Origin of the sequence: Methylotuvimicrobium buryatense 5G (genome assembly GCF_000341735.1) — a bacterium.
GTDB classification, from domain to species: domain Bacteria; phylum Pseudomonadota; class Gammaproteobacteria; order Methylococcales; family Methylomonadaceae; genus Methylotuvimicrobium; species Methylotuvimicrobium buryatense.
Genome location: NZ_KB455575.1, coordinates 4,505,623 through 4,530,173, shown reverse-complemented (window position 1 = coordinate 4,530,173; position 24,551 = coordinate 4,505,623). Strand labels below are relative to the sequence as shown.

26 protein-coding genes are annotated in these 24,551 nt (G+C 51.2%); 7 read left to right on the top strand and 19 right to left on the bottom strand.

Annotated features, from left to right (window positions below; all coding sequences use genetic code 11):
• Window positions 1-446 precede the first annotated feature (446 nt).
• The 3 genes from METBU_RS29095 to METBU_RS24855 all read left to right on the top strand — a co-directional run bounded on the left by METBU_RS29095 (window position 447) and on the right by METBU_RS24855 (window position 2,153).
• On the top strand, window positions 447-728 hold the full coding sequence (locus METBU_RS29095; RefSeq protein ID WP_026130356.1) for an IS66 family transposase: 282 nt from the start codon (window positions 447-449) through the stop codon (window positions 726-728).
• A gap of 86 nt (window positions 729-814) precedes the next feature.
• On the top strand, window positions 815-1,207 hold the full coding sequence (locus tag METBU_RS29090; RefSeq protein ID WP_026130355.1) for an IS66 family transposase: 393 nt from the start codon (window positions 815-817) through the stop codon (window positions 1,205-1,207).
• A 40-nt stretch (window positions 1,208-1,247) separates the two neighbouring features.
• Window positions 1,248-2,153: an MFS transporter gene (locus METBU_RS24855; RefSeq protein ID WP_017842391.1), complete on the top strand. Its 906-nt coding sequence runs from the start codon at window positions 1,248-1,250 to the stop codon at window positions 2,151-2,153.
• Between the two features lie 535 nt (window positions 2,154-2,688).
• On the opposite strand, the gene METBU_RS0120435 is transcribed toward METBU_RS24855, so the two are convergent.
• From METBU_RS0120435 to rsxA, 15 genes are all read right to left on the bottom strand, one after another.
• Window positions 2,689-3,255 carry a Uma2 family endonuclease gene (locus tag METBU_RS0120435; RefSeq protein ID WP_017842390.1) on the bottom strand — a complete coding sequence of 189 codons (567 nt, stop codon included), beginning with the start codon at window positions 3,253-3,255 and terminating at the stop codon, window positions 2,689-2,691.
• 269 nt (window positions 3,256-3,524) lie between these two features.
• Entirely contained in the window at window positions 3,525-4,130 is a 606-nt protein-coding gene (locus METBU_RS0120430; protein ID WP_017842389.1) for a nitrogen fixation protein NifQ, read from the bottom strand.
• Window positions 4,130-4,480, bottom strand: a complete 351-nt coding sequence (locus METBU_RS0120425; protein WP_017842388.1) for a 2Fe-2S iron-sulfur cluster-binding protein — start codon at window positions 4,478-4,480, stop codon at window positions 4,130-4,132. The genes METBU_RS0120430 and METBU_RS0120425 overlap by 1 nt, the downstream gene beginning before the upstream one ends.
• A gap of 19 nt (window positions 4,481-4,499) precedes the next feature.
• Window positions 4,500-4,787, bottom strand: coding sequence for a 2Fe-2S iron-sulfur cluster-binding protein (locus tag METBU_RS0120420; protein ID WP_017842387.1), 288 nt, complete (start codon window positions 4,785-4,787; stop codon window positions 4,500-4,502).
• A gap of 128 nt (window positions 4,788-4,915) precedes the next feature.
• Window positions 4,916-6,205 (bottom strand): FprA family A-type flavoprotein, encoded by a 1,290-nt coding sequence (locus METBU_RS0120415; protein ID WP_017842386.1) that lies wholly within the window; start codon window positions 6,203-6,205, stop codon window positions 4,916-4,918.
• Window positions 6,193-6,618 (bottom strand): ArsC/Spx/MgsR family protein, encoded by a 426-nt coding sequence (locus METBU_RS0120410; RefSeq protein WP_026130353.1) that lies wholly within the window; start codon window positions 6,616-6,618, stop codon window positions 6,193-6,195. The genes METBU_RS0120415 and METBU_RS0120410 overlap by 13 nt, the downstream gene beginning before the upstream one ends.
• Before the next feature lie 65 nt (window positions 6,619-6,683).
• Window positions 6,684-6,962 carry a 4Fe-4S dicluster domain-containing protein gene (locus METBU_RS0120405; RefSeq protein ID WP_017842384.1) on the bottom strand — a complete coding sequence of 93 codons (279 nt, stop codon included), beginning with the start codon at window positions 6,960-6,962 and terminating at the stop codon, window positions 6,684-6,686.
• A gap of 61 nt (window positions 6,963-7,023) precedes the next feature.
• A complete protein-coding gene (nifB, locus tag METBU_RS0120400) occupies window positions 7,024-8,514 on the bottom strand; it encodes a nitrogenase cofactor biosynthesis protein NifB (protein WP_017842383.1) in 1,491 nt (496 codons plus the stop codon).
• Between the two features lie 279 nt (window positions 8,515-8,793).
• A complete protein-coding gene (locus tag METBU_RS0120395) occupies window positions 8,794-9,054 on the bottom strand; it encodes an RnfH family protein (RefSeq protein WP_017842382.1) in 261 nt (86 codons plus the stop codon).
• Window positions 9,055-9,064: 10 nt separating this feature from the next.
• A complete protein-coding gene (locus METBU_RS0120390; RefSeq protein ID WP_017842381.1) occupies window positions 9,065-9,754 on the bottom strand; it encodes an electron transport complex subunit E in 690 nt (229 codons plus the stop codon).
• Between the two features lie 177 nt (window positions 9,755-9,931).
• Window positions 9,932-10,552 carry an electron transport complex subunit RsxG gene (gene rsxG, locus METBU_RS0120385; RefSeq protein ID WP_017842380.1) on the bottom strand — a complete coding sequence of 207 codons (621 nt, stop codon included), beginning with the start codon at window positions 10,550-10,552 and terminating at the stop codon, window positions 9,932-9,934.
• Between the two features lie 355 nt (window positions 10,553-10,907).
• Window positions 10,908-11,990, bottom strand: coding sequence for an RnfABCDGE type electron transport complex subunit D (locus METBU_RS0120380; RefSeq protein ID WP_017842379.1), 1,083 nt, complete (start codon window positions 11,988-11,990; stop codon window positions 10,908-10,910).
• A 350-nt stretch (window positions 11,991-12,340) separates the two neighbouring features.
• Window positions 12,341-13,816 (bottom strand): electron transport complex subunit RsxC, encoded by a 1,476-nt coding sequence (gene rsxC / locus METBU_RS0120375; RefSeq protein ID WP_017842378.1) that lies wholly within the window; start codon window positions 13,814-13,816, stop codon window positions 12,341-12,343.
• The gene (locus tag METBU_RS0120370) at window positions 13,813-14,364 is read right to left on the bottom strand and encodes an RnfABCDGE type electron transport complex subunit B (RefSeq protein WP_017842377.1); all 552 of its coding nucleotides are present in this window, start codon (window positions 14,362-14,364) and stop codon (window positions 13,813-13,815) included. The genes rsxC and METBU_RS0120370 overlap by 4 nt, the downstream gene beginning before the upstream one ends.
• 19 nt (window positions 14,365-14,383) lie before the next feature.
• Window positions 14,384-14,956: an electron transport complex subunit RsxA gene (gene rsxA, locus METBU_RS0120365; RefSeq protein ID WP_017842376.1), complete on the bottom strand. Its 573-nt coding sequence runs from the start codon at window positions 14,954-14,956 to the stop codon at window positions 14,384-14,386.
• A 331-nt stretch (window positions 14,957-15,287) separates the two neighbouring features.
• Between rsxA and nifL the strand changes: the two genes are divergently transcribed.
• From nifL to draG, 4 genes are all read left to right on the top strand, one after another.
• Window positions 15,288-16,928 (top strand): nitrogen fixation negative regulator NifL, encoded by a 1,641-nt coding sequence (nifL, locus tag METBU_RS0120355; protein ID WP_235726433.1) that lies wholly within the window; start codon window positions 15,288-15,290, stop codon window positions 16,926-16,928.
• Between the two features lie 3 nt (window positions 16,929-16,931).
• Entirely contained in the window at window positions 16,932-18,458 is a 1,527-nt protein-coding gene (nifA, locus tag METBU_RS0120350) for a nif-specific transcriptional activator NifA (protein ID WP_017842373.1), read from the top strand.
• A gap of 41 nt (window positions 18,459-18,499) precedes the next feature.
• A complete protein-coding gene (locus METBU_RS0120345) occupies window positions 18,500-19,306 on the top strand; it encodes an NAD(+)--dinitrogen-reductase ADP-D-ribosyltransferase (protein WP_026130351.1) in 807 nt (268 codons plus the stop codon).
• A 631-nt stretch (window positions 19,307-19,937) separates the two neighbouring features.
• Window positions 19,938-20,840 (top strand): ADP-ribosyl-[dinitrogen reductase] hydrolase, encoded by a 903-nt coding sequence (gene draG / locus METBU_RS0120340; RefSeq protein WP_235726432.1) that lies wholly within the window; start codon window positions 19,938-19,940, stop codon window positions 20,838-20,840.
• 42 nt (window positions 20,841-20,882) lie between these two features.
• Here the strand turns inward: draG and METBU_RS0120335 are convergent, their stop codons facing one another.
• The 4 genes from METBU_RS0120335 to METBU_RS0120320 all read right to left on the bottom strand — a co-directional run bounded on the left by METBU_RS0120335 (window position 20,883) and on the right by METBU_RS0120320 (window position 24,550).
• On the bottom strand, window positions 20,883-21,590 hold the full coding sequence (locus METBU_RS0120335; RefSeq protein ID WP_017842370.1) for a dinitrogenase iron-molybdenum cofactor biosynthesis protein: 708 nt from the start codon (window positions 21,588-21,590) through the stop codon (window positions 20,883-20,885).
• Between the two features lie 12 nt (window positions 21,591-21,602).
• Complete coding sequence (locus METBU_RS0120330; RefSeq protein WP_017842369.1) at window positions 21,603-21,920, bottom strand: thiosulfate sulfurtransferase GlpE; 318 nt, start codon at window positions 21,918-21,920, stop codon at window positions 21,603-21,605.
• 1 nt (window position 21,921) lies between these two features.
• Window positions 21,922-22,491, bottom strand: a complete 570-nt coding sequence (locus tag METBU_RS0120325) for a hypothetical protein (RefSeq protein ID WP_017842368.1) — start codon at window positions 22,489-22,491, stop codon at window positions 21,922-21,924.
• A gap of 805 nt (window positions 22,492-23,296) precedes the next feature.
• Window positions 23,297-24,550, bottom strand: coding sequence for a (Fe-S)-binding protein (locus METBU_RS0120320; protein WP_017842367.1), 1,254 nt, complete (start codon window positions 24,548-24,550; stop codon window positions 23,297-23,299).
• Window position 24,551 lies beyond the last annotated feature (1 nt).

The window sequence follows — 24,551 nt, the reverse complement described above, 5'->3', positions numbered from 1 at the left end:
TTACCGGTGACACGGACAATTGAGCATCGCCCGGATTGCTGCGCCGCGTGTAGGCAATCGTTTGCCGACAACACCGACTACCGACCCTGGAACGCCCGGTTCGAACTGGAGCTTGAAATCGGCAACGCCGAATCGCCGAAATTACAAATCGAACATAGCCGACATGACTACTTCTCGGCGACCTGTCCCTGCGGTCATCAANCCCNNGCCGAGCCCGGGCGAGGCGCCGACGAAGATGGCTGGAGCGTAGCCCTGAGCGAATGGCATCTGTGCGGCCCTCGGTTGGTTAGCTTTTTGGTTTATCTCTCATTGTCCCTACGGGCATCGCGCAGCAGAATCCAAGCCTATTTGCGCGATTGGCTGGGAATCTACCTCAGCACCAGCACCATCAATCAATGCATTCATGAAGCGGGACGTGCCGTTGCGCCGGGGTCGTCGACGAGCAGTTGATCGCGGAACTCAAGGCCGCCGGCCTCTTACATATCGATGAAACACCCTGGAAAGAAGCCGGGCAGTTATTTTGGCTCTGGGTCTTTGTCAGGCCACAGACGGTGATTTATCAAGTGGGCAAACGCCATCGTCTCGTCGTGAACCAGCTCTTAGGGGAAGCGTTTTGCGGCTTACTGATGACCGACGGCTACAGCGTCTATCGCATCTTTCCTAGGCGCTTGCGCTGTTGGGCGCACTTGGTGCGCAAGGCCCGAGCACTGTATCAGTGCCTGGAATAGCGAAGGACAAGCTTTCGGCGAAGCCTTGTTATTGGCCATGATCCTGTTGATGCGCAACATCCACCGACTCCGCGAATCGCCGCCGGATGCCGAATCCTTTATGGGCGCAGAATCAACAGTTGCTGACCTTGCTGCGCTCGCTCTGCGAGACGCACCGAGACATCGCGCATGTTGACAGCCGACAATTAGCCGGCGAATTTCTCAACGATTGGGAGGCCATCGTGCGCGTGGTCGAAACGCCGGCGCATCCATTGACCAACAACGTGGCGGAACGCAGTTTGCGGCACTGGGTATTGCTGCGCAAAATCACCTTCGGTTCGCGGACGGCACAAGGCAGTCGCGTGGTTGCCTTGCTGGCGAGCGTGATTGATACCGCGCGTTTGAGAGACCTGAATCCTTGGGAGTTTATTGCTCAAACACTGGCCGAACGCCGTAAAAACCAACCCGTCCCTCGTTTGCCTATGCCGGTTTTGGCGTGATAGGAACAGGGGGGGGCTAAACGATTACGGGATTGGAGTTATGGTTGGAATAGCGACTGGTTTCGGTTATTGGGTTGCGCTGACTTCGCCAGTTCAATGGTTTCCTGAAAAAAAGGGTCTAATTACAGGCATATCAGCCGCAGGTTTTGGATTAGGTGCGGTATTCATGTCGGATATATCGGAAACAATCTTGACCAATGGAAAAGATGTTTTACAACTGCTTGAAATAATAGGAATATCATACGGTGTAGTTATATTTTTGTTGTCAAATTTAATTTGTCAAAATATTCTTATCGACAATGAAAAAATAATCAGTACAGTTGATTTTTGGAGATCAGCGATTTTCCGAAAGCTATTTATAGGAATTTTCTTTGGGACATTTGCTGGCTTACTCATAATTGGAAGTTTAAAAATTATTGGTGGACAAAGCAATATTAACACTCACTATTTGATTGTAGGAGTTTCATTATTTGCTGTTGCAAACTTTTCAGGAAGGCTTGTTTGGGGATTTTTGAGTGACATTATAGGAGCAAGTTTAAGTATATTTTTAGCGCTATTTTTTCAATCTGTAGCTATTATTCTGTTGAATATCATTACATTGTCTAATACATCTTATTTGGTTATTTCTTTTTTAATAGGATTTAGTTTTGGCGGTAATTTTGTACTTTTTGCCAAAGAAACAGCTCAGGTATTTGGCGTAAGGAATCTTGGCATTATTTACCCTTATGTATTTTTAGGATATGCAATAGCGGGCATTGCAGGTCCTATAAGCGGAGGTTTGCTATTTGATTTTTCAGGTACATTTTCCTACGCAATTTCTCTTGCGAGTGCTATGAGTCTTATTGGCAGCTTAGTGTTTTTAAAGCCAAGTATTCAAGCCCTGTTGGCAAATTACCGCAATTCCGGCGTAATTGATGACCTCCCATCATTAAAAAAGAATGATTGAGGGGAATTTAATAATCTCCCCTACCCCCCTATTTTTCAAAGGCTATGTTCGCGCATAAATGCAGATTTTGCATTACGCCATAGATGGCGTGTATTAGGGCAATGCAGGGCAGAAAAATGCTCCTGCATTTTCTGCATTCATTACATCCATGTAACTCAGCAATTGCCGAGGAGCAAAAATATGCCCTGCCGCCGACACCTGTCAATCGAGCAACAAAATTGGGGCCTTATGTTTGACATTAACACTTCCCTTTCCCCCTGTTTTACTGCGCGGCTCAATTCAGCATAGTTCACACCAATAATATCCACCCACTTGAACAATCCCGATAGGTTCTTTATTGAGCGCCTGCCGCAACCGTTTAGCGTGAAGAATGCATTGAGCATTAGCGATGCCTATCGATCGCGACCGATACCCAAAGGGCACAAGTGCGGTTCGTTCCTCACCACATCCTATATGCTATTTTTGAGCGATAAAGAGGCCGTATCTCTTTTATTTCTTGCAATAAAGCGTCTTACACGCCCTACTTTTGCTCTACTCAGTCTTGCGGCAGCCAAAGATCACCCAAGTTCATGTTGATCGCATCGAACGGTGGAGCACTGACGATATCGTCGTTTTGCCAAGTGCGCTCCAACAGCCAATGTCCGTCGAGTAGGCGATATGCCTCCAATATCCGAAGATCGGGATCGACCAACCACAACCATTGCACCGACGCCTCCGCATATATCGGCATTTTGACAACTCGGTCCGTGCGCGCGGTGCCAGGAGATATTACTTCACAAACCCAATCGGGCGCGAGACTGAAATAAGCCTCATCAGGAAATCGCGGCATTCGCTCTTTACGCCATCCGGCGAGATCGGGTACCAAAATATGGGATCCCAAATGCAGCTCCGGTTCATCTAAAATCCACCATCCGCCCGGCCCTCCTTTGCCTTGATCGAAAGGCCCCATCACTTCACCGCCGATAATCGAGGCGGCTCGGGCGTGTTTAGGTGCCGGACGGGGCTGGGTAATCAATTGACCATGCAGAATTTCGCCGATTATATGATCGGGCAAATCAAACAAGTCTTCATAAACGGCGAAACGATAGGCGGGTTGATTCATAAACAGTTACCGGGAGGAGAATTGACTTCGGGTTTTGTATTCATATATCGACATCTCCAACTATTGTTGACTGTTCAACTGACAATTGCAAGATAGGCTTAAAAAGCAGGCTGGAAACGTTAAAAATCAGGGGCCGCCTAATCATCAAAATCCGGCTCAGTCCTTAGGCTGTCGTGGTCCTATCATGTAACTTTATGATAATTGGGTCAGCCATTAGGCTGCGCATCGCGCACCTTTCAGCTACGCAGCCGATTCCCCATTTACGAAAATTATTCGTCCTCCGGCCCGAAACAGTGACGGTAATCCTCGCATACTTCGCAGGACGGCGCGCGGCACAGAGATAAGCCCTCCGCCTCGCATAATTGCTTGTAGAGAAATTTTTTCCATTTCATGTCTTTGGTGTTACGTGCGGCGAGGTCTGGGAAATTATGTACCAGCAGCGCCGATAGCTCCTTACGCGACCATAATCCCAAATCCTGCCAGAGGTGATCGCTGCCGAGACACGCCGCGACAATGATCGCGGCTATCCATTCGGACTCGGCAACGGCGGGAGAACGAAGTTCGGCTAATAGATTTTCCAGATCTTCCCGCTCTAACATTCGGCTAAAATCTTGGGTTTTTCCGGACGGAGCTTGTCTTTCGACATAACACCCTGGAAAACATCGGCTTAGCAACTCGTCGAATCGTTCCGGTTCAAGCCCCAAAAAATCGGGCAGAACGCCCTCCCCGGCCCGCCAACTGGCTATTATTTGCGCCAGCCAGTGCGCGTTCGGCGAACGGTTCGAACGTTCGGTTAAATCCAGGTAGAACTGTTGGCGGGTCATGTCCGGAACCGTGTAAAAGCCGGCGCGTGGAGCTAAGCTTGCCGTAGGCATCAATACTGGACTCGAATATCCTCGTCCCTGACTATCATCTGGCAAGCCATGCGCCAATCGGTCGGCAGGTCGTCGACATGCATCGTTTCAATTTGGTCCTTCGTGATCTTACCCAGCTCGAGCAGCAAGATTTTTTCCTTGTCCGTCAACGGTCCGCCCATGCGCTGATGTTTGTCGTCAATGCTGCTGACTTTGACCAGACAGGTACCGCATTCGCCATCCTCGCATTCGAAATTAATCGGTATCTTATTTTCGAGTGCCAGCTTCAATACGGTTTGCGTATGGCTACCAGCCACCGCGTAGACGGTTTTGTCGCGGTATTCGGGATTCGTGAAAGTTACTAATGCCATGATGAGCTCCTCTTATTTCTTAAACAGGTTTTACCGAAATCTCGCCGCCCAAGGCCTGAGCCTGGCATGCCAGACGGTTATGTTTGCCGGCCATGTTTTCGCGCAGCACCTTATCTTCCAGTACCGAAGGCTCGGTCAAATGATTCCACCCGTTCGTCACTTTCATGATGCAGGTGCCGCAATCGCCTTCGCGGCAACCGTAGGTGATGCCGGAACCGACTTTTTCCGAAACCTCGATAATACGGGTTCCGGCCGGCACAGTGACAGTTACGTTAATGTCTTCGAATGTAATGGTCGATTTGGCCATTTTGTTGCTCCTAAATGTAGTGAGTATTGTTTGATTGTAGGATGGGCAAAGCACAGTGAGCCCATCAAAAAAATGCCGCATATCCTCTTTCTTTTTTGTCCCGGCTCAATCGTTGAACCGCCTGTCGTTCATACCAAGTCAGCCATGTCGATGACTTTCCTCGCTCTCAACCCCATCAATTCCTGTGCGAGCTGCAGACCGAATTCGCGGCAGGCTTCGAGTTCTTCGTCGGTCGGAATCAATTTGACGCGAAGCCCCGGGATCGGTACACGCATCTTCAAACCGCGTAATCGGTCCTCGACCAATGGCACACCTTCGCCGGTCCAGCCATAAGATCCGAACACGCCGCCGAGCTTGGTCTTGATGTTGATCACGGTCAGCGACGACAATAAATCCCAAACCGGCTTGACCGCATCGCCGTTGATCGTCGGTGTGCCGAAAACCAAACCGTCGGCTTCTTCGATCAAATCGACGAACGGTTCGATTTCGCCGCCTTCCAGATCGTAAAGCGACACTCTGACGTCCTGCACCTGCATCGCTCCACTGTAAACGGCTTCGGCCATTCTCTGGGTGTTACCGTAGGAGCTGATATAAAAAATCAGCAAGGTTTTTTGCTCCGGACTGATTTCGCTTTCGAGCGACGGCCCGGACAGCTGTCTGTAACGGCGGATATAACGTTCCGGCCGGTCGCGCAAAATCGGGCCGTGAGTCGGAGCGATCACAGAAATCGGCAACGGCTCGATCAAATCCAGCGCGCGCACGACATAGTCCTTGAATGGCCGCATGATGTGCGCGTAGTAATATTCGAACGAAAAACGGAAATCGCCGGCCCGATCGTTGAATAGCCTGTTGTCGCAAAAATGACATCCGAATACGTCGCCGGAAAATAACATTCTTTCTTCAGACAAATAGGTGCATTGCGTATCGGGCCAGTGTAAATAAGGCGTATGCAGAAACTCCAAAGTCCGGTCACCCAGCGATACGCGGTCGCCGGTCAAGACCGGCGTGTAGCTCATTTGGTCTTGTTTCAACAGGGCTTTCAGCATCGCCTGGGCCTTTTGCGAAATGAACAAGCGAGCCCCCGGCGCGCGCCGCATCAATTCCGGCAATGCGCCGGTATGATCGGGTTCCAGATGATTGAGCACGATGACTTTGATTTCGTCGTAATCGGCAACGCTCTCAAGTCTTGCGAAAAAATCATCGGCGAATCCTTCCTTGACCGTATCGACAACTGCAACGCCCTCGCTGCCGCGAATCGCATACGCGTTGTAGGTCGTGCCGTTGGCGGTTTTCAAGATGATGTCGAAAGTGCGAAGATTCGGGTCTAACGCCCCTATCCAATGCACGCTCTCAGACAACTCGACCGCTTTGGGACATCCTTGCTTATCGATTAATTCGGCCTCGTTCACGGCTTGCACCTGGTGCTAGTCTCGCTGCGGTTACAGGTTTCCCAGTCGCGTTCGGCGGAACCCGGCGTTAAACCAATCCAAGTATCGATCAGAACCGGATCGAACCCGGCGATACGGATGCCGCCCGATTCCAGCAACGGCCGACGGATCAAAATCGGGTCGTCAACCATCGCACTGATGGCTTCCAGCTCCGTCATCGAGTTCGGGTTCAACAAGCCTTGTTTGATTTTCGGCGCACTGGGATTGAACCAGTCGAAAACCGGTTTATTCCGGAAAAAAGAAAGCAGTTTCTCCGGCTCATCGGCCCAGGATTGACTCAACAGATCATGGACGATCAGCATATGCCCGGCCCGGACCAACAACTGTTTTTGCCGAACATTATTGAGACAGCCCGGTTTCTCGTAGAAATTGATCAAGGCCATTCGCAGTTCCTCGAATAATGATTTAACCAGCGCAATCGCCGCGATGCAGGCATCGCTCCCACACCTCAATGCGCCTGTAATTCGGCCATCGCCTCGGCCATTTTCTCCGGAGGTATGCCGGTCAGCGAACCGGGCGGATTCAATGCTTCGCCGAACATATCGAGAATCGCCCCTTCGATCGGACAAATACTCGCGCATTGCGGTACCGAAAAATCGCCTTCGCATTCGGTGCATTTTTTCGGATCTATCAAAAAATGGGGTTTTGCTTCATAAATCGCTTTGCTCGGACATAGCGGCTCGCAAGCAAAACAATTGACGCAGGATTCGATGATTTTTAGAGCCATGATGCTATTCCGGTGGAAAAAAGTAGGTCGGGTTAGGCGTCAGCCGTAACCCGACATGACACTACGCAACCGCTCGCTCGGCCTGCTCGGCTTCATCCAATTTGCCGCTTTGCGCCATTTCCTTATAAACGGCCATCACAGCATCTTCGATCGGCTCCATTGCATGTTCGCCGTTCGGCATGATGCCGGCCTGCTCGAGCATTTCCCAAGGTTCGTAACCGACCTTGGAACACAAGACAGCCTCGCAGCCTTCCAAAGAATGTATCGTGCGCTGCAGCACCGTTTCGCCGTCGCCGCAGGTGGTGTCGCCGCCGCAGTATTGATCGGCCTTGCGATGACTGATGAAGCGCACGCCGTCCGGCGAAGCCTCGTAGATCAGAAACTCCTTCGCATGACCGAAATGTACGTTGATGACGCCCTGCCCGCTGGTCGCGACCGCCATCAGCACCGGCCTTGTCGTCATTTTGTCTTCCTGTGCGAATTGTTCGGCTTTTTCGGCCTTCACTTCGCGTTTGCTGTTCATTTCGGCTTCGATCGCCTGATGAATCACCTTGCGCTTCTCCATCGCGGCCTGATAATCGATTTCCATCGTTTCGATCTTGTCTAGCGTGAACTCGTCGCCTCTATCCTCGCCCAACAATCCGACCGCATCGGCCCGGCATTGGCGGCAATGGCGCATCATGTTCATGTCGCCGGAACATTCGTCCTGCAAATCCTGCAGTTCAGCGGCGTTCGGCCCGCGCTGTCCCATCACGCCGTAGAACGTACCGTGCTCGGCTTCGGCGATCAACGGCATCACGTTGTGTAAAAACGCGCCCTTGGCCTTAACGATCTTGCTGACCTCGGCCAGGTGCTTGTCATTGACGCCTGGAATCATCACCGAATTGACCTTGACCAAAATGCCTTTCGCGACGAGCATTTCGAGCCCCTTCTGCTGCTGCTCGATCAAAATCTTCGCGCCTTTCTTGCCCTTGATGCGCCGATTTTCCCAGAAGATCCACGGATAGATCTTCGCGCCGATTTCGGGGTCCACGCAGTTGATCGTGATCGTGACATGATCGATGTTGTGTTTGGATAGCTCTTCGACCGAATCAGGCAAGGCCAAGCCGTTGGTCGATACGCAGAGTTTGATGTCGGGCGCATCTTCGCTGAGCCTTCTAAATGTGTCGAAGGTGCGTTCCGGATTCGCGAGCGGATCGCCGGGCCCTGCGATACCGAGCACGGTCATCTGCGGAATATTCGCCGCGACCGCCATGGTTTTCTTAACGGCTTGGTCCGGTGTCAGCAGTTCGGAAACAACGCCGGGACGCGACTCGTTCGCGCAATCGTATTTGCGGTTGCAGTAATGGCACTGAATATTACAGGCAGGAGCAACAGCAACATGCATGCGCGCGAAATAATGATGGGCATCTTCGGAGTAACAAGGATGATTTTGCACCTTGGCCCGAATCTCTTCGGACAAATGGTTCATCTGGTCGTCGGTAGAACCGCAAGAACCGGCGGAGCATCCGCCTTTGCTTGCTGGTGTTTCGTTGAGTACTGGCAATTCCATGAATGGCACCTCGCTTATGATTGTCAATAAGCTTATAGCACAGTTCGTGCCAGTCATAAATTAAACTCTATCCTATTGTTTTTAGTAGACTAAAAAGAATAGAAAGGGATTTTTGTCGTAAATGTCACATCGTTCCTCTTTGTCAATGTGGTTAATCGGACAATCCAAGTCATCGATGTTATAAAAGGTATAAAAGGGGTCAGGTTACTTTTAATCCCAATAAAAGTAACCTGACCCCTTTTAGAAAACCGTTAGCTAATCAGATACTGGCGCCTCTGCTCATATCTTCCGCCGCTTGACCAATTTCGGGTCGGCGATGATCGGCCGGTAGATTTCGACGCGGTCGCCGTCTTTCACGACGGTATCCAATTTAGCTATCTTGCCGAATATACCGACTTTTTGAACCGTTAAATCGATTTCCGGATACTGTTTCAACAATCCCGACAATGCGATCGCTTGCTCGATAGTACTCTCGCCCGGCACCTCGATTCGCATCCAAGTTTGCCGATCGGCGTCCCCGTAACAAATTCCGACATTCATATCGCGCTCCTTAACTTTCCGTCAACGCTTGTCCGGCCGTTTCACGGATTGTTCTTGCGGCAAATCGCCTATCGACCAGACGCTTGCCGGCGATGATAAAGCCGAGGGCGATAAATCCGCCCGGCGGCAAGGCGGTCAACAAAAACCCCTTGTAATCAGGAATCAATGTCGTTTCCAGAAACGCCAAAGATTCGCCTAGCAATAAAGACGCATTCGCGAATAAAGTTCCGGACGAAATGATTTCGCGCACCGCGCCCAGCAGAACCAATACGAGCGTAAAACCGAAACCCATCATCAATCCGTCCCACAACGACAAGACAACCGGATTTTTCGATGCGTACGATTCGGCGCGTCCCAAAATAGCGCAATTCGTGACGATCAGCGGGATGAATAAACCCAGCACTTTATGCATCTCATGGAGCCAGGCATTCATCGTCATATCGACCAGCGTCACCAACGCGGCAATCAGCAATACGAATACCGGAATCCTGACTTCCGCGGGAATCAGATGCCTGTTGAGCGACACCAATCCGTTCGAGCAAACCAGTACAACCAGTGTCGCAAGTCCCATGCCCAAGCCGTTGGTTGCCGTTCCCGTCACCGCCAACAGCGGACAAAGCGCCAGATTTTGGCCGAATACGACATTGTTATGCCAAAGGCCCTCGCCGGCTAATTTTTTGTAGGTTTCGGGTAACAACATATCAAGTCTCCAAATATACCCATCGTAGATCAAAATTCGGCGCCGGGGCGCACTTCAAAGGGCGCCGTGAATACGTCCCTGCTCTATGCCAGCTCCATGCTGGCAAAGCCTTTGCCGAGCACCCCGGCGCCTCCTCAGGCACTGCCGAAATTTGAAGTGCGAAAGGTATAACGCGTATCATTCGACGATTTCGGAACAATGCTTGTCGAAAAACAATAATCCCCGATGGACTGCATTGACGACGGCACGCGGCGTGATCGTTGCGCCGCTGAATTGATCGAATTCGCCTCCGTCCTTCTTGACGGCCCACTGTTCGACGGTCGGGTTCTCGAGCGAACGGCCGTTGAAGCTTAAGATCCAGTCGGACTTAGCGATTTCGATCTTGTCGCCGAGCCCCGGCGTTTCGGCATGGGCAATCACACGCACGCCTAATATTTCGTCGTTTCGGGCAATACCGATAACCATGTCGATATTGCCCGAATAACCGTCCGGTGCGGTCAAGCGAAACGCTGCGGCTGTCATGCGGCCCTTTTTGCGCGCCTGATAAACCACGGTCTCCTGTGCATTCGGCAAGCCGTCCCCCGGCACTATTACGGTACTTTCCAGCAAATCGTTGTCATATAGTTCGTCAGGTATCACTTGTGCAAGTGAGGCCTTTAAATCTTCTTGCCGGCGCATTTCGATCGCCTCGCGCGTGTTCCAATCGCCGATGCCTAGCAAGGCGCTTGCGGCCAAAGCAAAACCGGCCAGTAGCAGCGTTTGGTAAGAAATACGGGTTTTCAATTGCTCGAAATGCATGGAACATTCACCGTTCGATGGTATGTAGTTGGAATTTAGCAGTTAGCAGTTAGCAGTTAGCAGTTAGCAGTTAGCAGTTAGAGTTAGCAGTTAGCAGTTAGCAGTTAGCAGTTAGCAGTTAGCAGTTAGCAGTTAGCAGTTAGCAGTTAGCAGTTAGCAGTTAGCAGTTAGCAGTTAGCAGTTAGCAGTTAGCAGTTAGCAGTTAGCAGTTAGCAGTTAGCAGTTAGCAAAAAAATGTTGCTGCATATAAAACTCTTGTCAAGTCCTAATTTCCCCTTTCCCCTTTCCCCTTTCCCCTTTCCCCTTTCCCCTTTCCCCTTTCACCTTTCACCTTTCACCTTTCACCTTTCACCTTTCACCTTTCACCTTTAATCATCTTCTCCTCAAGCGGCCTACCTCGCCGGTCCCGCCCTTGAATGCGCGGCCTGATGTAATGATCGATCAACGGCGTCAACGAATTCATCAGCAGAATCGCAAAACCGGCACCTTCCGGATATCCGCCCCAGGTCCGTATCATGTAGATCAACAAACCGCAGAGCGAGCCGAAGATTATTTGCCCGAGCGGCGTATTCGGCGAAGTGACGTAATCGGTCGCTATAAAAAAAGCGGCGCACATCAGTGCGCCGGAGCCAAGGTGCATAACGGGACTCAAATAACGCTCGGGATCAAAAAAATGAAACAGACCGGAAATTACAGCAACCGATGCAAGCATCGAAATGGGAATAGGCCAAGTAATGATTTTTTTCAGTAATAACCACATCCCCCCGGCAAACAATAACAAAGCCGAAGTTTCGCCCAAACTGCCGCGCGCCATTCCCAGCCACATATTCAGCGTGCCGAAATCGGACAGACTCTCGGACAGCGGATGTTTTTGCAGCCATTCGGTCTTGACATGACCCAACAATGTCGCCCCGGTCACAGCATCGGGATTGCTCAATCCGGTAAATGTAATCGTCAGGCCTTCATAAAAACCGGGTGCCGATTCCGTTAACCAGGGAGTAACATCGGCCCAGGTCGTCATTTCCAATGGAAATGAAATCAGCAACACGACACGCGCCAGCATCGCCGGGTTGAATAAATTTTGTCCCAGTCCGCCATAAACTTGCTTCCCCAAGACGATCGCAATGCCGGCGCCGAGCACGCCGATCCACCACGGCGCCCACGGCGGCAATGTCATCGCCAGCAACCATCCCGTCAACAGTGCGGAACCGTCTTTCAGCGCCGGTATTGCCGGTTTGCCGGCCAGTTTCAAACATAAGGCCTCAAATGCCAACGACGCAAACAGTGTCACCAATAACAAATTGACGGCCGGCCAACCGAAAAGGTAAAGGCCGAATGCCGTTGCAGGCAGCAATGCGTATATCACCTGTCTCATGATACTGCCGACGCCGATTGCCGATCCGGTATGCGGCCCGCTGGACGGTTTGATAGTCAACATATCGCTTCCCCGGTTGATTAAAAAGTTTTCGTAAACGTGCTGTATATGATTTGGTCTGGATCGCTTATTCTCGGCAAGGGGAATAACAAGATCTACAAGCTAAAGAGAAAAGCATTACGCTTCGGCCACCGGGAAATTTATGATTCGACAGAGCCAATCTGCTGTAACTATTCAGTCCCCCGACAATTATCGTTCCCACGCTCTGCGTGGGAATGCCTGAGAACCGCTCCAGCGGTACGAGACGCTAGAGCTTCTCGGTCTTCATTCCCGCTAGAGCGTGGGAACGATAGGGGGGGGGTGAATAATTACAATCTGCTTCGTTTGCCGGATCGCATAACAGCGCAGCCCGGTCAAATCGTGGTATCCGCTTTTTCGGATTGCTCTTTCGCCGCCCTGGCCTGGGCTAATTCCTCGGCTTTTTGTTTTTCGATTCGTTCCATGCGTTTGTTTCGTTCATCGATCAATTTGCTGGTTTGTTCGGATTTATGTTTGGCCTGTTGCCTGGCTGCCAATTCTCCGGCCGCGAATTTAAAATAATGCACCAACGGAATGTTGGAAGGACATACATAGGAACACGAACCACAACTGATGCAATCTTTCAGGCCGATGTCGACGGCGGCTTCCAGGCGGTTGTTACGAATCCGGTTGGCCATATCGACCGGCAATAATCCGGCCGGACAAACCGAAATACATCGCGCACACCGAATACAAGGCTGCTCTTCGCCTTGCTTGACTTCAGACCCGGTCAACGCCAAAACGCCGCTTGTCGCCTTGACGACCGGCACATCGGCGAACGGAAGTGCTTCGCCCATCATCGGACCGCCCATGACCCATCGCCCTGTTCGCGTTTTATCGGCACCGCAAAAGACCAATACTTCTGAAATCAAAGTACCGATCGGCACTCTAACGTTCTTCGGATTCGCTACGGCGCCGCCGGCGACCGTCACGACACGATCGATCAAAGGCCGGCCGTAACGGATTGCTTGATGGATCGCATAGGCGGTCGCGACATTGTGCATCAACACGCCGACGTCAGTCGCACGTCCTCCGGCGGGAACTTCTCTACCGGTTAAATAGCGGATCAATTGTCTGTCCCACCCCATCGGATAGCGGGTCGGAATTTTGCAAATTTCGATATTCGGGTGGAAATTTGCTGCGGTTCGCATCGCCTTCAACGCTTCCGGTTTATTGTCCTCGATACCGACCATGGCTCGTCCGGTTTCCATACCGTGCAACATAATGCGTATACCGTCGACGATTTCGGCGGCGTTCTCCTGCATCAACCGGTCGTCGCAGGTCAAATACGGCTCGCATTCGCCGCCGTTGATCAAAAGCGTATGTATTTTGTTTTGCCGCCCCAGGTTCAACTTGACCGCCGACGGAAAGGTCGCTCCGCCCAAGCCGACCACACCGGCCGAAGCGACCCGAAGACTGATTTCCTCCGGCTCTAGCGTAAAAGGATCGGTCGCCGATTCTCCGGATTGCACGGTATCTGTACCGTCGGTATCAAGGAACACTGTGCGAATCGGCAGCGCGGACGGATGCGGGGCGGGATATTCGGCGATATCGGCGACAGTACCCGAACTCGGCGCATGCACGGGTGCCGATATCAGCCCTTGACTGTGCGCAAGCAATTGTCCTTTGAATACCGTATCGCCGACCCTGACAACCGGTTCGGCCGGTTTTCCGACGTGCTGCTGCAGCGGTATATACAAGCGTTTCGGCAACGGAAAAGAATCGTCGATCGGCAGTCCTGCAGTGGCCTGTTTATGCTCATTGACGTGAATACCGCCCCGAATGCGCAAACTCTGTAACAGCGCTATCATGCCGCTGCTCCCGCAGGTTGCCCGGAGGGTTTATGCCAGCGCCAGTTGCGTAGAGTTAATTCGGGCCGGTGCATTTGCAAGCATTCCGTCGGACACACATCGACGCATTTGCGGCATCCGATACAGGCATCGGCGACTACAGTATGAATTTGCTTCGGCGCGCCGACGATCGCGTCGGTCGGACACACTTTGAAACAGCGCGTGCAACCGGTACAGGTCGCTTCGCTGACCTTGGCGATAAGTATTTCAGGCTCTTCGAAACCGCTCAAATCGACCGATATACCCAACAATACCGCAAATTGCTCCGCCAATGCACTGCCCCCGGGAGGACACAGAGTCACCAACGCTTCTCCCCGGGCCAATGCCTCGGCGGCCGGTTTACAACCGGGATAACCGCATTGCCCGCATTGCGAACCCGGCATCAGTGCTTCAAGTTCTTGAACGATCGGGTTAGTTTCGACTTTGAGGTATTTCGCGGCGACGGCCAGTATCCAACCCAGGATCAAACCCAATGTCGCCAAACTTGCTATCGCGGATAATACGTACATAAAGCCCCCTGTCTAACTTTTAAAGTCCGGCAAAACCCATAAAGGCGAGAGAGAGAATTCCGGCGGTTATGAATGCGATCGGCGTACCGTCAAATAATACCGGTACCGTCATTAAAGAAAGACGCTCTCTAAGTCCTGCAAAAATAACCATCACCAGCGTAAACCCCAATGCCGACCCGAAACCGAACATGACGCTCTGCAAGAAATTCGAATCGTGTTGAATATTCAGCAAAGCGACGCCAAGCACCGCACAATTCGTGGTAATGAGGGGCAAGAATATTCCCAATACTTGATAAAGCACCGGGCTGGTTTTATGAATGACCATTTCGGTGAACTGTACAACTGCCGCAATCACCAAGATAAAACCCAGTACGCGCATGAAGCCGATATCGAGCGGTATCAATACCCCGTGTTCCAACACCCAACCGGCAGAAGCCGCCAACGTCAATACGAAGGTTGTCGCCAAGCCCATCCCCAACGCCGTATCCAGCTTATTGGAGACTCCCATAAACGGGCACAATCCCAGAAACTTGACCAACACGACGTTGTTGACCAATGCCGTGCCTAGAATCAACATGAAATAATCGCCCATTGCCCCTACCCTACAAATTGCCTCTAATATCGGCGGAGCAGCAAACGTGCCAATAAGTCGACCAAGCTTGCAAATCCCGGAATATCAAGGTTAAGAATAATGGCGGCATCGGACCGACTGTTGGAAATTGAACAGTCGCCTTCAATCCTCGCGCCTCATTGTCGTAAAACTTACAAATCCAAGCATTTTTATCCGGTAATAAAAATGTCCTACGGCAAGCATCCCCCTCCTTCCAATTTTCAAATCTGGCGATTGTTTTCAGCCTAATCGAAATTGGCTTCTAATTTGCATATTCCTTTTTATTATTATGGAAATTACGAGACCGATCGATATGAACAATACGCTTCCCGGTTACGAAACCCATCCCAACGATATCGAGCAAATGATGACACTATTCGCTCCGTCGTTGACGATCGATAAACAGCTATTGGATTTGATCGAATCGTTTAGCCGTCAAGGCAAGATGCTCCCCTTTTTTCTATTGATCAAAGTTGTCGAGCAAGTACCGATCGCCATATCGATCACCGACAAAAAAGCCAACATTCTCTACATTAATCAAGCATTTACCGATACCACCGGCTACCGTCCCGCAGAAATCCTCGGACGTAATGAATCCGAGTTATCGGCCAAATCGACACCCCGCCAGGTCTATTACGATTTGTGGCACACAATCACCCGCAAAAAAATCTGGCGCGGCCGTTTGATCAACAAAAATAAAAACGGAGCCCCATATCTTGCAGAGCTCACGATTGCGCCCATGCAGGACGAACAGGGAAAAATCACGCATTACATCGGCATGCACCGGGATATCACCCAAACACACGCCTCCGAACAAAAGTTAATCAATCAGAAGCAATTGATCGAATCGGTGATCAATGCATCGCCGGTAGCGATGGTGGTCATCGATAAGAACGATCGCGTCGTCCTGGATAACCAAGTATATAAAATGATGATCAGCGATCTGGGCTTGACTGAACCAGTGTTGTTTTTTTTGAAGTTATTACGCCAGGACATGGGCGATCTATGGCAATACGCGGCCCGAAAAGAACGCGGTTTCGTCAACAGAGAACTTCGAATCGAAGGCATCGATAAGCGCGGGACGCGGTGGTACGCATGCTCCGGTAACTGGTTCGCCGAAAAGGAAACCGGCGCCGACGCATTTTTTTCCGGGGAAACCAAAGATTATTTACTGCTCAGTTTCAGCGATATCACGCAACAACGCCGCCAGCAGGAGGAATTGCACCTACAGAATCTTCGCACCATTTTGGCCGAGGAAGAGCAAATCCGTAGCATCCGGGAAACCTTACTCGGCGCGATGCACCAAATTAGGCAACCGTTAAATCAAATTAGTGCAGCAATCAACATCATGAGTCATCGCAACGATATTCAAAACCAACCGTTGAGAGAACTGCTCGAACAAGTCGGTACGAAAGGCGAAGAGACTCTGGAAACCTTACAGCGATGCGTTCCCGAAATCCCGGAAACCGCCGTGATTCCGGTCAATTTGAACCAAATTCTGCATGAGGTCGTGGAGCTAAGTAGTTATAAGCTTCTGGCCAACGGGATCGTCATCGATTGGCGGCCCAGTTCGACGCTGCCTTCGGTATTGGGTTCGGAAAACAAGCTGCGCATGCTATTCAAACAGTTAATCGATAACGCGATAGAAGCAATGAACCGCGCAGGGAGCCGCGAACGTTCCATTGCTATTGCAACGCATGTCGACAACGATCGAGTCAATGTGTCGATTGAAGATACCGGCCCAGGTATCCATCCGGACCAGCGCATCAAGGTATTTCAACCTTTTTACACGACCCGCCCGATGGGCACGATCAAGGCAGGCATGGGTTTAGTCATGGTCCAGGAAATCGTCAATCAACATAAAGCCGGCATCGAAATCGATCCGAATTACGATCAAGGTTGCCGATTTAAAATCGGTTTTCCAATCTATCGAAACGCTAAAACCAAACGATAAGCCATGTCCGAACGTCTGCTATTAGTCGAATCCGAATTGGATACGCTGTTTCTAGTCAGCCAACTATTGAACAGCACCCGAGATTTACGCGATAAATTGCGGGGTATCCTTGAAATATTACATAAACGCAACGGCCTTCATTTCGGCATGATCACATTGCGTGAGGTCGATGACGACAGCATGAGCATCTGCGAAGTCTATGGCGACAACATCGATAAGTCGGTGCGTTATCAGCCCGGGGAAGGACTGGTCGGTGCGATACTGGACGAAGGCAGCACGATCGTGGTCGACAGAATCACCGACGAACCGCGTTTCTTGAGCCGCCTGGGCGTCTATAATCGCGACTTGCCTTTCATCGGCTCTCCGTTGGCCGTGGACCAAGGTGAGGTCGTAGGTATTCTAGCCGCACAACCGGCCGAAGCGAGTTTTCTCGGTGAGAAGGCCCGCTTTCTCGAGATGGTCGCGAACCTGATCGCGCAAAGCGTCAATTCGCTCAGGGCGATCGAGCGAAAACAAGATCAATTGACCAACGAACGCGATTATCTAAAACAGGAACTAGTCAAAAACTACCGTTTCGAAAACATCATCGGCCACTCCGAGCCGATGCTGAAGGTATTCGACATCATCCGGCAAGTCGCGAAATGGAACACGACCGTGCTGATACGCGGCGAGTCGGGCACCGGCAAAGAAGTCGTCGCGAACGCGATCCATTTCAATTCAGCCTGCGCGAATGGCCCGTTTTTGAAATTGAATTGCGCGGCCCTGCCCGACACCTTGCTCGAATCCGAACTGTTCGGCCACGAGAAAGGCGCGTTCAGCGGCGCGATCGGTCAGCGCAAGGGGCGTTTCGAACTCGCCGACAACGGCACCTTGTTTCTCGACGAAATCGGCGAAATTTCGGCCTCGTTCCAAGCCAAATTATTACGGGTGCTGCAAGAGGGCGAGTTCGAACGTGTCGGCGGCGTTAAAACCTTAAAAGTGCATGTACGGGTAATCGCCGCAACGAACCGCAATCTTGAAGAAGAGGTCGCCGAAGGACGGTTTCGCGAGGACTTGTATTACCGGCTCAATGTCATGCCGATTAATATGCCGGCGCTACGCGAGCGTATCGAAGATATTCCCGAATTGGCACAATTTTTACTCAAACGTATTTCCAAACAACAAGCCGGACGGCCGCTCGAAATCAAAGAAAGTGCGATTCGTATCTTGATGAAGCATCATTGGCCCGGCAATGTCCGGGAATTGGAAAACCGGCTCGAACGCGCCGCGATCATGAGTCAGGACGGCATCATCGACCGAGATGTGATCGCCGGCACCGGTTTGGAAAGCGAAATAGGCATTACGCTAGCACCGCAGCCTGTCCGTAGCATGGATTTACTCGATGATAACCTAGACGAACGCGAACGCGTCATCGCCGCACTCGAACAAAGCGGCTGGGTACAAGCCAAAGCAGCGCGCCTGCTCGACATGACGCCGAGACAAATCGCTTACCGAATTCAAACACTCAAAATTCATGTGAAGCAGATTTGAATTCGGTTAACGAAACAAGCAAAATCCCTTTTACGCAACCGATGCCGACCATTGCCGAGCATTGCCACAGTACCAATTTAACCGGCCTGTCGACCGAATGTATCGCTAGCGTCGTATTTAACGAACACCCCAAACCGCTGCATATCGCCGGAACCCGAGAAGCCGCTTCGGGCCTTTTCGAACTCTTGGCGAAACAATCGGCGCCCGAGACATGCGGCCGTTTGTTTCAGGACTATATGTGCGTCGTATTCGGCTTCGAATCCGAGCAGCGCTTAGCGGACGACGTAACGGGAGGGCGGCGTTACCGCAATAGCTATTTGCGCTTGATACAGGATTGGGGAATGGACTCGAACAATGCACAAGCGGCGGTTTTCAAAGGTTGGGTCGAAAGCCGTTTCGGTTTGTTTCCGTCCTATCACAAGCAACCCATTACCGGCTTCGGCACGAAGGCCTGGATCGGCTATATCGAAGAAAAGATGAACAGCCGATATCACAATAACTGCATCTATATGCAATTGGACCTGCTCTACGAATATTGTCAATGGATCATCGAACGATTCCGCTTTCCGGCTGCAGGACATAAGACGCTGTATCGAGGGGTCGATACGCTGGACGACTGCATCATCCGGCATGAAACCAAACACGATAAAATCGTGCGTTTTAACAATCTGGTATCGTTTACCGATAAGCCGGGCACCGCCAGCGAATTCGGAGCTTATATTCTGAAGACCGAAGTACCGATGGTAAAATTGATTTTTTTCAACGACCTACTGCCCCGCCACGCCTTGCGTGGAGAAGCGGAATATTTGGCAATCGGCGGCGCTTACCGGGTCCGGGTAAGTCATTGAGGCGAACTAAGGATACGGTAAAAAAAATAACTCCCCTAAATGTTTCTTACGCCTTGTGCATATCCCGCACAAGTTTATCGTTCCCATGCTCTGCGTCACTGCCATTAAGTTACCTGATTAGCAAGTTTCTTCAGCTAAAGCCCAAAAACCAGCATATCCCTAGCAGGACGGGGTTTGCAACCCCGTTCTAAACGTTTTGACTTTGGCCGAAGTCAGCCGAAATGTTTAGGGCAAACCGAAACGTTGGGGACGGGTTAAATAACCCGTCCCGCAGAAGTGGCTACGATTGGTCACTGCTCGGACAGTTGGCTTCGGCAAGCTGAAGCATCTTGCTAATCAGGTTAAGTTAAGGGAAGCCCGTCATTCCGCCATGGACTGGCGGAATCCAGTGCCATGGATGGCAAGCTTTTGAGGCACATTAGAGCCTGAATGCAAGCATTACTTAATTCTGTGATGGCTTAACTGGCTTCCCACTTAAGGCGGGACAAAAGCACTAAGGATTAACCGTTCGCCCTGAGCCTGTCGAAGGGTGGACGGTTAATCCGCCCATGGTTCGACAGGCTCACCACGAACGGATTAACTTAATGGCAGTGATGCTGAGCGTAGGAACGATGATATATCAGGAAGTTATTTGTTACAAAACCCTAAAATGATTAACGAGTCTTTACTGGACCGCGCATTGGGCGCATATCTCGGTTTCGCCTGCGGGGATGCGCTTGGTGCGACGGTCGAGTTCATGTCTCCGAAACAGATCCAACGGCGTTACGGTGTGCACCGCGACATCATCGGCGGCGGCTGGCTTGCGCTCGAACCCGGCCAAGTCACCGACGACACGCAAATGTCGCTTGCGCTGGGGCAAGCGATTATCGATCATCGAGGCTGGAACCTAAAAGCGGTCGCTGACAATTTCGTTGCTTGGCTCGAATCCGACCCGCCCGATATCGGCAATACCTGCAGACGCGGACTCGAGCGTTACCAAAAAACCGGCGAATTGTCAGGCCCGCCGCGCGAAGACGATGCCGGCAACGGCGGATGCATGCGCAATCTCCCGGTCGTACTGGCAACGCTGAACCAGCCCGATCGCTTCGATAACTGGACACTCGAGCAATGTCATCTCACGCACAACCATCCGTTGTCCGATGCAGCGACCTTAGCCCTCGGGCGCATGACCGGACAATTACTTAACGGTGAAAGCGTCGATACCTGTTTACGCACGGCAGAAAAGCTGATTTCCGAAAATCCGGAATTCGCTTATCGTCCTTACCCCGGCAAGTCATCGGCCTATATTGTCGATACCGTACAAACAGTTTTGCATTGTTTTTTCAATAGCGAAGATTTTGAATCCTGCTTGATCGCAACAGTTAATCAAGGCGGAGACTCAGATACCACCGGCGCGCTGGTTGGAATGCTTGCAGGCGCGCGATACGGAGTGCAAAACATTCCTAAGCGTTGGCTGAACCGTTTGGATGCCAAAGTCGCCGAGGCCGTACATACCCAAACAAATGAACTGATCGATATTGCGCAATTCCTTTAACCAGCACCTTTGAAGCGGCGAATTAACCCAAGCTATCCGGCTTTATGCATCGGCCTTAAAGCGCTTACGTTCTTCGGCACTGCGGCCCAGCGCTTTTGCCAGCCAGGGAGGCGGTGAATCGAACACCCTTTGAAACTCGGCAAGTTTTTCCGGGGCTTCGATGACCTCCGGTACTTTAATCGGATAGACATCGGCACGGATCACTTTCGCGGCGGCAGGTCCGCCGATCGACTGCACGAACAGCACATGGCAATCCTTGATTAAATTCGCGCGAAACAGGTTTTTATCGTCGGAACTTTCGGCCTCGACGGTCGACCGAATATCGATCAAACGGTATTCATCGCGCGACAATTGGTAAATCAAAAAACGGATACAGGAACCGAAATGACCGTTGAGGGTCACTCCGAAATTCGATGCGACCGCGATTCGGATTGATTCGGGAAGATCGCCGTCGCGGTAGGATTGGATTTCCGGCAGATTTTCATCCTCGCCCTCCTCGCCCCATAAATAACGTACCGCAAGTTTGATATTAGCCAGACCGATGCCGATATCTTCGCCGTCCTCCTCTCCGTCGAGACTGCCTATACCGGTTTTAAGATTGGTCACGGTAATCGCCTTGAGTTTATCGTCATCAAGAGGAGAGCCGACTTTATCGTGCAGGATACCAATTAGGGTCGGCACATCGACGCCGGGCAATGCTCTCGACGCCAATGCGATGCGTAATGCGTGTTCACGGGATAATTGAGTCATAATGACAAACCTTCAAGACGGAAGTTGTTGACAATATTCTTTCCAACCGGCGAATCCGCCAGCCAGACTGTAAACATCGGAGAAGCCGAAATCGCAAAACATCTCGGCGACATGCTCGCTGGCGTGGCCGTAATAGCAATAAATCAACACCGGCCGCCGCTTATCGCCTTTCAAGATTAAAGTTTCGCGCAGCCGCTCATGCAGATGCATCGAATGATCGATATGCCCTGCGCGATAATCCTTCAGCTCGCGGCAATCGAGAATCAACGGCGCACCCGTTCCGATTAGCCTTTCGGCTTCCCTGGCTGCGAGGGTATTGAACTTTTTCATATTACACCGGGCCGACCGCGTCTTCTTTGACGACTTCGATCGTTTGCGTCAGCGCGTCTTCATAAGTAAGGCTCGGTGCCTTGCCGACAAAACCTTTCGCCGCCTCGAAAACCGTGATGACCTTATCTTCGGCGGACTGCCCCTTCAAGTCGGATTTTTCGATGTAAAGCAGATCCAGCAAATCGTTCCAGACCAGACCGCCCTGGTAGGGATAACAGTGAAATACGAGGCCGTCGCGTTCGATTCGCATCTCGGTTTCGATGTTTTCAACCAGAAACAGCAACAACGATTCGACTGTCAAGGCCGGCCTGTATTTGTCGATGAAGACCGGCAAATGCTCGAGCCTGTACAGCAACCCGCTTGCGAACAAGATCGTCTCGGCATCGGCCAACAGATTGGCATGCCTGATCACGAGCTCCTGCGGCTTGCGGTCGGTCGCCGAACCTTCGCGCAGCGCCCCTTCGATCAGTACCAAATCGCCGCGAAACGCGCTGACGCCGGCAGTCCCGGTCTTGCCAAGTACCGAAATCACCGTCAACAACCCTTGTTTATTGTAATGATCTAACAACATCGACTAGTCTCCGTTAAGGAATGATTGAAAATGCGGAAAGCTTTTATACCCTTTGGCTGGTCAAATTTCGGCGCCGGGGGTCCGTCAAAAGACGCCGTGAATACGTCCATGTAGGCTCTGTGACAGCATCCCTGCTGTCACAGCCTTTGCCGAACACCCCGGCGCCTCCATGCGTAATGCCGAAATTTGAAGTGCGATGGGCATAACCATCTTAAGCAGAGACCATGCCTATTTAAATTTTTTATTGATTGTCAATTGATTGACGCTATTTTACCGACCCAGACGGGTTAAATTTGTTTTAAAGATAACATTCAAGCGAATCGATTTTTTCCGGTTTGTCGTATTGACGACAATGCATAGTGAGCACAGCCATTAAGTTACCTGATTAGCAAGTTTCTTCAGCTAAAACCCAAAAACCAGCATGTCCCTGGCAGGACGGGGTTTGCAACCCCGTACTAAACGTTTTGACTTTGGCCGAAGTCAGCCGAATTGTTTAGGGCAAACCGAAACGTTGGGGACGGGTTAAATAACCCGTCCCGCAGAAGTGGCTACGACTGGCCACTGCTCGGACAGTTGACTTCGGCAAGCTGAAGCATCTTGCTAATCAGGTTAAGTTAAGCCATCACAGAAATAAGTAATGCTTGCATTCAGGCTCTAATGTGCTTCAAAAGCTTGCCATCCATGGCACTGGATTCCGCCAATCCATGGCGGAATGACGGGCTTCCCTTAACTTAATGGCAATGATGCATAGTGAGGCGGCAACTTGCCTGAGGCCGGTTTCGTGCGCTCTTCGAGATATTAAGAGCTACAAACAATCGGCCAACAGCTTTAAAGGATGGATAACTTTTACGGTAGGACTCGATTCAGCCGAATTCAGATACAAGGCGCAGCCGAAATTCGCGCTCACGACGACATCCGGCGCAGCCGATGCGATGGCTTGAAGTTTCATATCCCGTAAACGTGCGGCATTCTCGGGATGCGTCAGCATATAGGCACCGCCGGCACCGCAACAGACATCAGAACCGGATAACGGTTGAACATCGATGCCGGGAATTTTTTGCAACAATGCATAAACCGATTTCTGATTTTTGAGGACGTTGCGCTGACTGCAAGGTTCATGTACTGCAACTTTAAGGTAACATGACTTCAAACGAAGCCGGTCCGGCCAATGTTGCAGTAAAAAATCGTCGACATCGAAAAGGCGCTCGTGAAATTCAACTCCTGGCTCATCATCTTGCGGGTATTCGTCGAGCATCGCGCCGCAGCCGGTTGCGATGAAAACAACCGCATCGATATCGAGCGCAGCAAAAGCCTCTCGGTTACGCCGAATGAAATCAGGTACGGATTGCTGTTTGCCGTTGTGTTGGTGTATTGCACCGCAGCAGGTTTGTCCTTTCGGTATTAAGACATCGTAACCGATGGCGTTCAGCAAATCGGTCGCAGCATTTAACGTTTCACGGTCGAACGGTTCCGTTAAGCAGCCTGTAAACAATGCGACTTTACCTAGAGTCTTCTTTTTTGCCGGGTACCGATCAGCCATTCCCGATAAAGAAGGCAGGCGCGATATGCCGTCTGCTTCAACGAGATTCAGCATTTTTAATAACCCGCTACGCCGGACAAGACTTTGCAGTCCGGAGCGGATATACAAGGTGATCAGCGTTATCAGCGCACGACGCAATAGTTTCGATTCGATGAGCTTGAAGGCCGAAGCCGCTAAAATTGTCCTCCGGCGGCCTTCGCTCAAAACCGCTTGCGCATTATCGAATAAACTGCCGTAGGCCATCCGGCTCGGACACGCCGTTTCGCAAGCCCGGCATAGCAGGCAGCTATTCAAATGCACCAATTCCGAAGCGCTAACGGTCTCGCCGCCCGCAAGAATCTTTTCGATCGTTCTTATACGTGCGCGCGGCGTTTCTTCGTTGAGCTGAAAAAGTTTGTAGGTCGGACATTGGCCGACGCACATTCCGCATCGCATGCATTCGGCCGAATCCGGAATATAAGGGCCTTTGCCGCTTAACAACTCCGAACAAGCATTATCGGATTCGAAAAACTCGAACAAA

Coding starts and splice junctions, on each gene's coding strand:
- METBU_RS29090 (WP_026130355.1), top strand. CDS start 815: ATGCCGAATCCTTTATGGGCGCAGAATCAACAGTTGCTGACCTTGCTG.
- METBU_RS24855 (WP_017842391.1), top strand. CDS start 1,248: ATGGTTGGAATAGCGACTGGTTTCGGTTATTGGGTTGCGCTGACTTCG.
- METBU_RS0120435 (WP_017842390.1), bottom strand. CDS start 3,255: ATGAATCAACCCGCCTATCGTTTCGCCGTTTATGAAGACTTGTTTGAT.
- METBU_RS0120430 (WP_017842389.1), bottom strand. CDS start 4,130: ATGCCTACGGCAAGCTTAGCTCCACGCGCCGGCTTTTACACGGTTCCG.
- METBU_RS0120425 (WP_017842388.1), bottom strand. CDS start 4,480: ATGGCATTAGTAACTTTCACGAATCCCGAATACCGCGACAAAACCGTC.
- METBU_RS0120420 (WP_017842387.1), bottom strand. CDS start 4,787: ATGGCCAAATCGACCATTACATTCGAAGACATTAACGTAACTGTCACT.
- METBU_RS0120410 (WP_026130353.1), bottom strand. CDS start 6,618: ATGGCCTTGATCAATTTCTACGAGAAACCGGGCTGTCTCAATAATGTT.
- METBU_RS0120405 (WP_017842384.1), bottom strand. CDS start 6,962: ATGGCTCTAAAAATCATCGAATCCTGCGTCAATTGTTTTGCTTGCGAG.
- nifB (WP_017842383.1), bottom strand. CDS start 8,514: ATGGAATTGCCAGTACTCAACGAAACACCAGCAAGCAAAGGCGGATGC.
- METBU_RS0120395 (WP_017842382.1), bottom strand. CDS start 9,054: ATGAATGTCGGAATTTGTTACGGGGACGCCGATCGGCAAACTTGGATG.
- METBU_RS0120390 (WP_017842381.1), bottom strand. CDS start 9,754: ATGTTGTTACCCGAAACCTACAAAAAATTAGCCGGCGAGGGCCTTTGG.
- rsxG (WP_017842380.1), bottom strand. CDS start 10,552: ATGCATTTCGAGCAATTGAAAACCCGTATTTCTTACCAAACGCTGCTA.
- METBU_RS0120380 (WP_017842379.1), bottom strand. CDS start 11,990: ATGTTGACTATCAAACCGTCCAGCGGGCCGCATACCGGATCGGCAATC.
- rsxC (WP_017842378.1), bottom strand. CDS start 13,816: ATGATAGCGCTGTTACAGAGTTTGCGCATTCGGGGCGGTATTCACGTC.
- METBU_RS0120370 (WP_017842377.1), bottom strand. CDS start 14,364: ATGTACGTATTATCCGCGATAGCAAGTTTGGCGACATTGGGTTTGATC.
- rsxA (WP_017842376.1), bottom strand. CDS start 14,956: ATGGGCGATTATTTCATGTTGATTCTAGGCACGGCATTGGTCAACAAC.
- nifL (WP_235726433.1), top strand. CDS start 15,288: ATGAACAATACGCTTCCCGGTTACGAAACCCATCCCAACGATATCGAG.
- nifA (WP_017842373.1), top strand. CDS start 16,932: ATGTCCGAACGTCTGCTATTAGTCGAATCCGAATTGGATACGCTGTTT.
- METBU_RS0120345 (WP_026130351.1), top strand. CDS start 18,500: ATGCCGACCATTGCCGAGCATTGCCACAGTACCAATTTAACCGGCCTG.
- METBU_RS0120335 (WP_017842370.1), bottom strand. CDS start 21,590: ATGACTCAATTATCCCGTGAACACGCATTACGCATCGCATTGGCGTCG.
- METBU_RS0120330 (WP_017842369.1), bottom strand. CDS start 21,920: ATGAAAAAGTTCAATACCCTCGCAGCCAGGGAAGCCGAAAGGCTAATC.
- METBU_RS0120325 (WP_017842368.1), bottom strand. CDS start 22,491: ATGTTGTTAGATCATTACAATAAACAAGGGTTGTTGACGGTGATTTCG.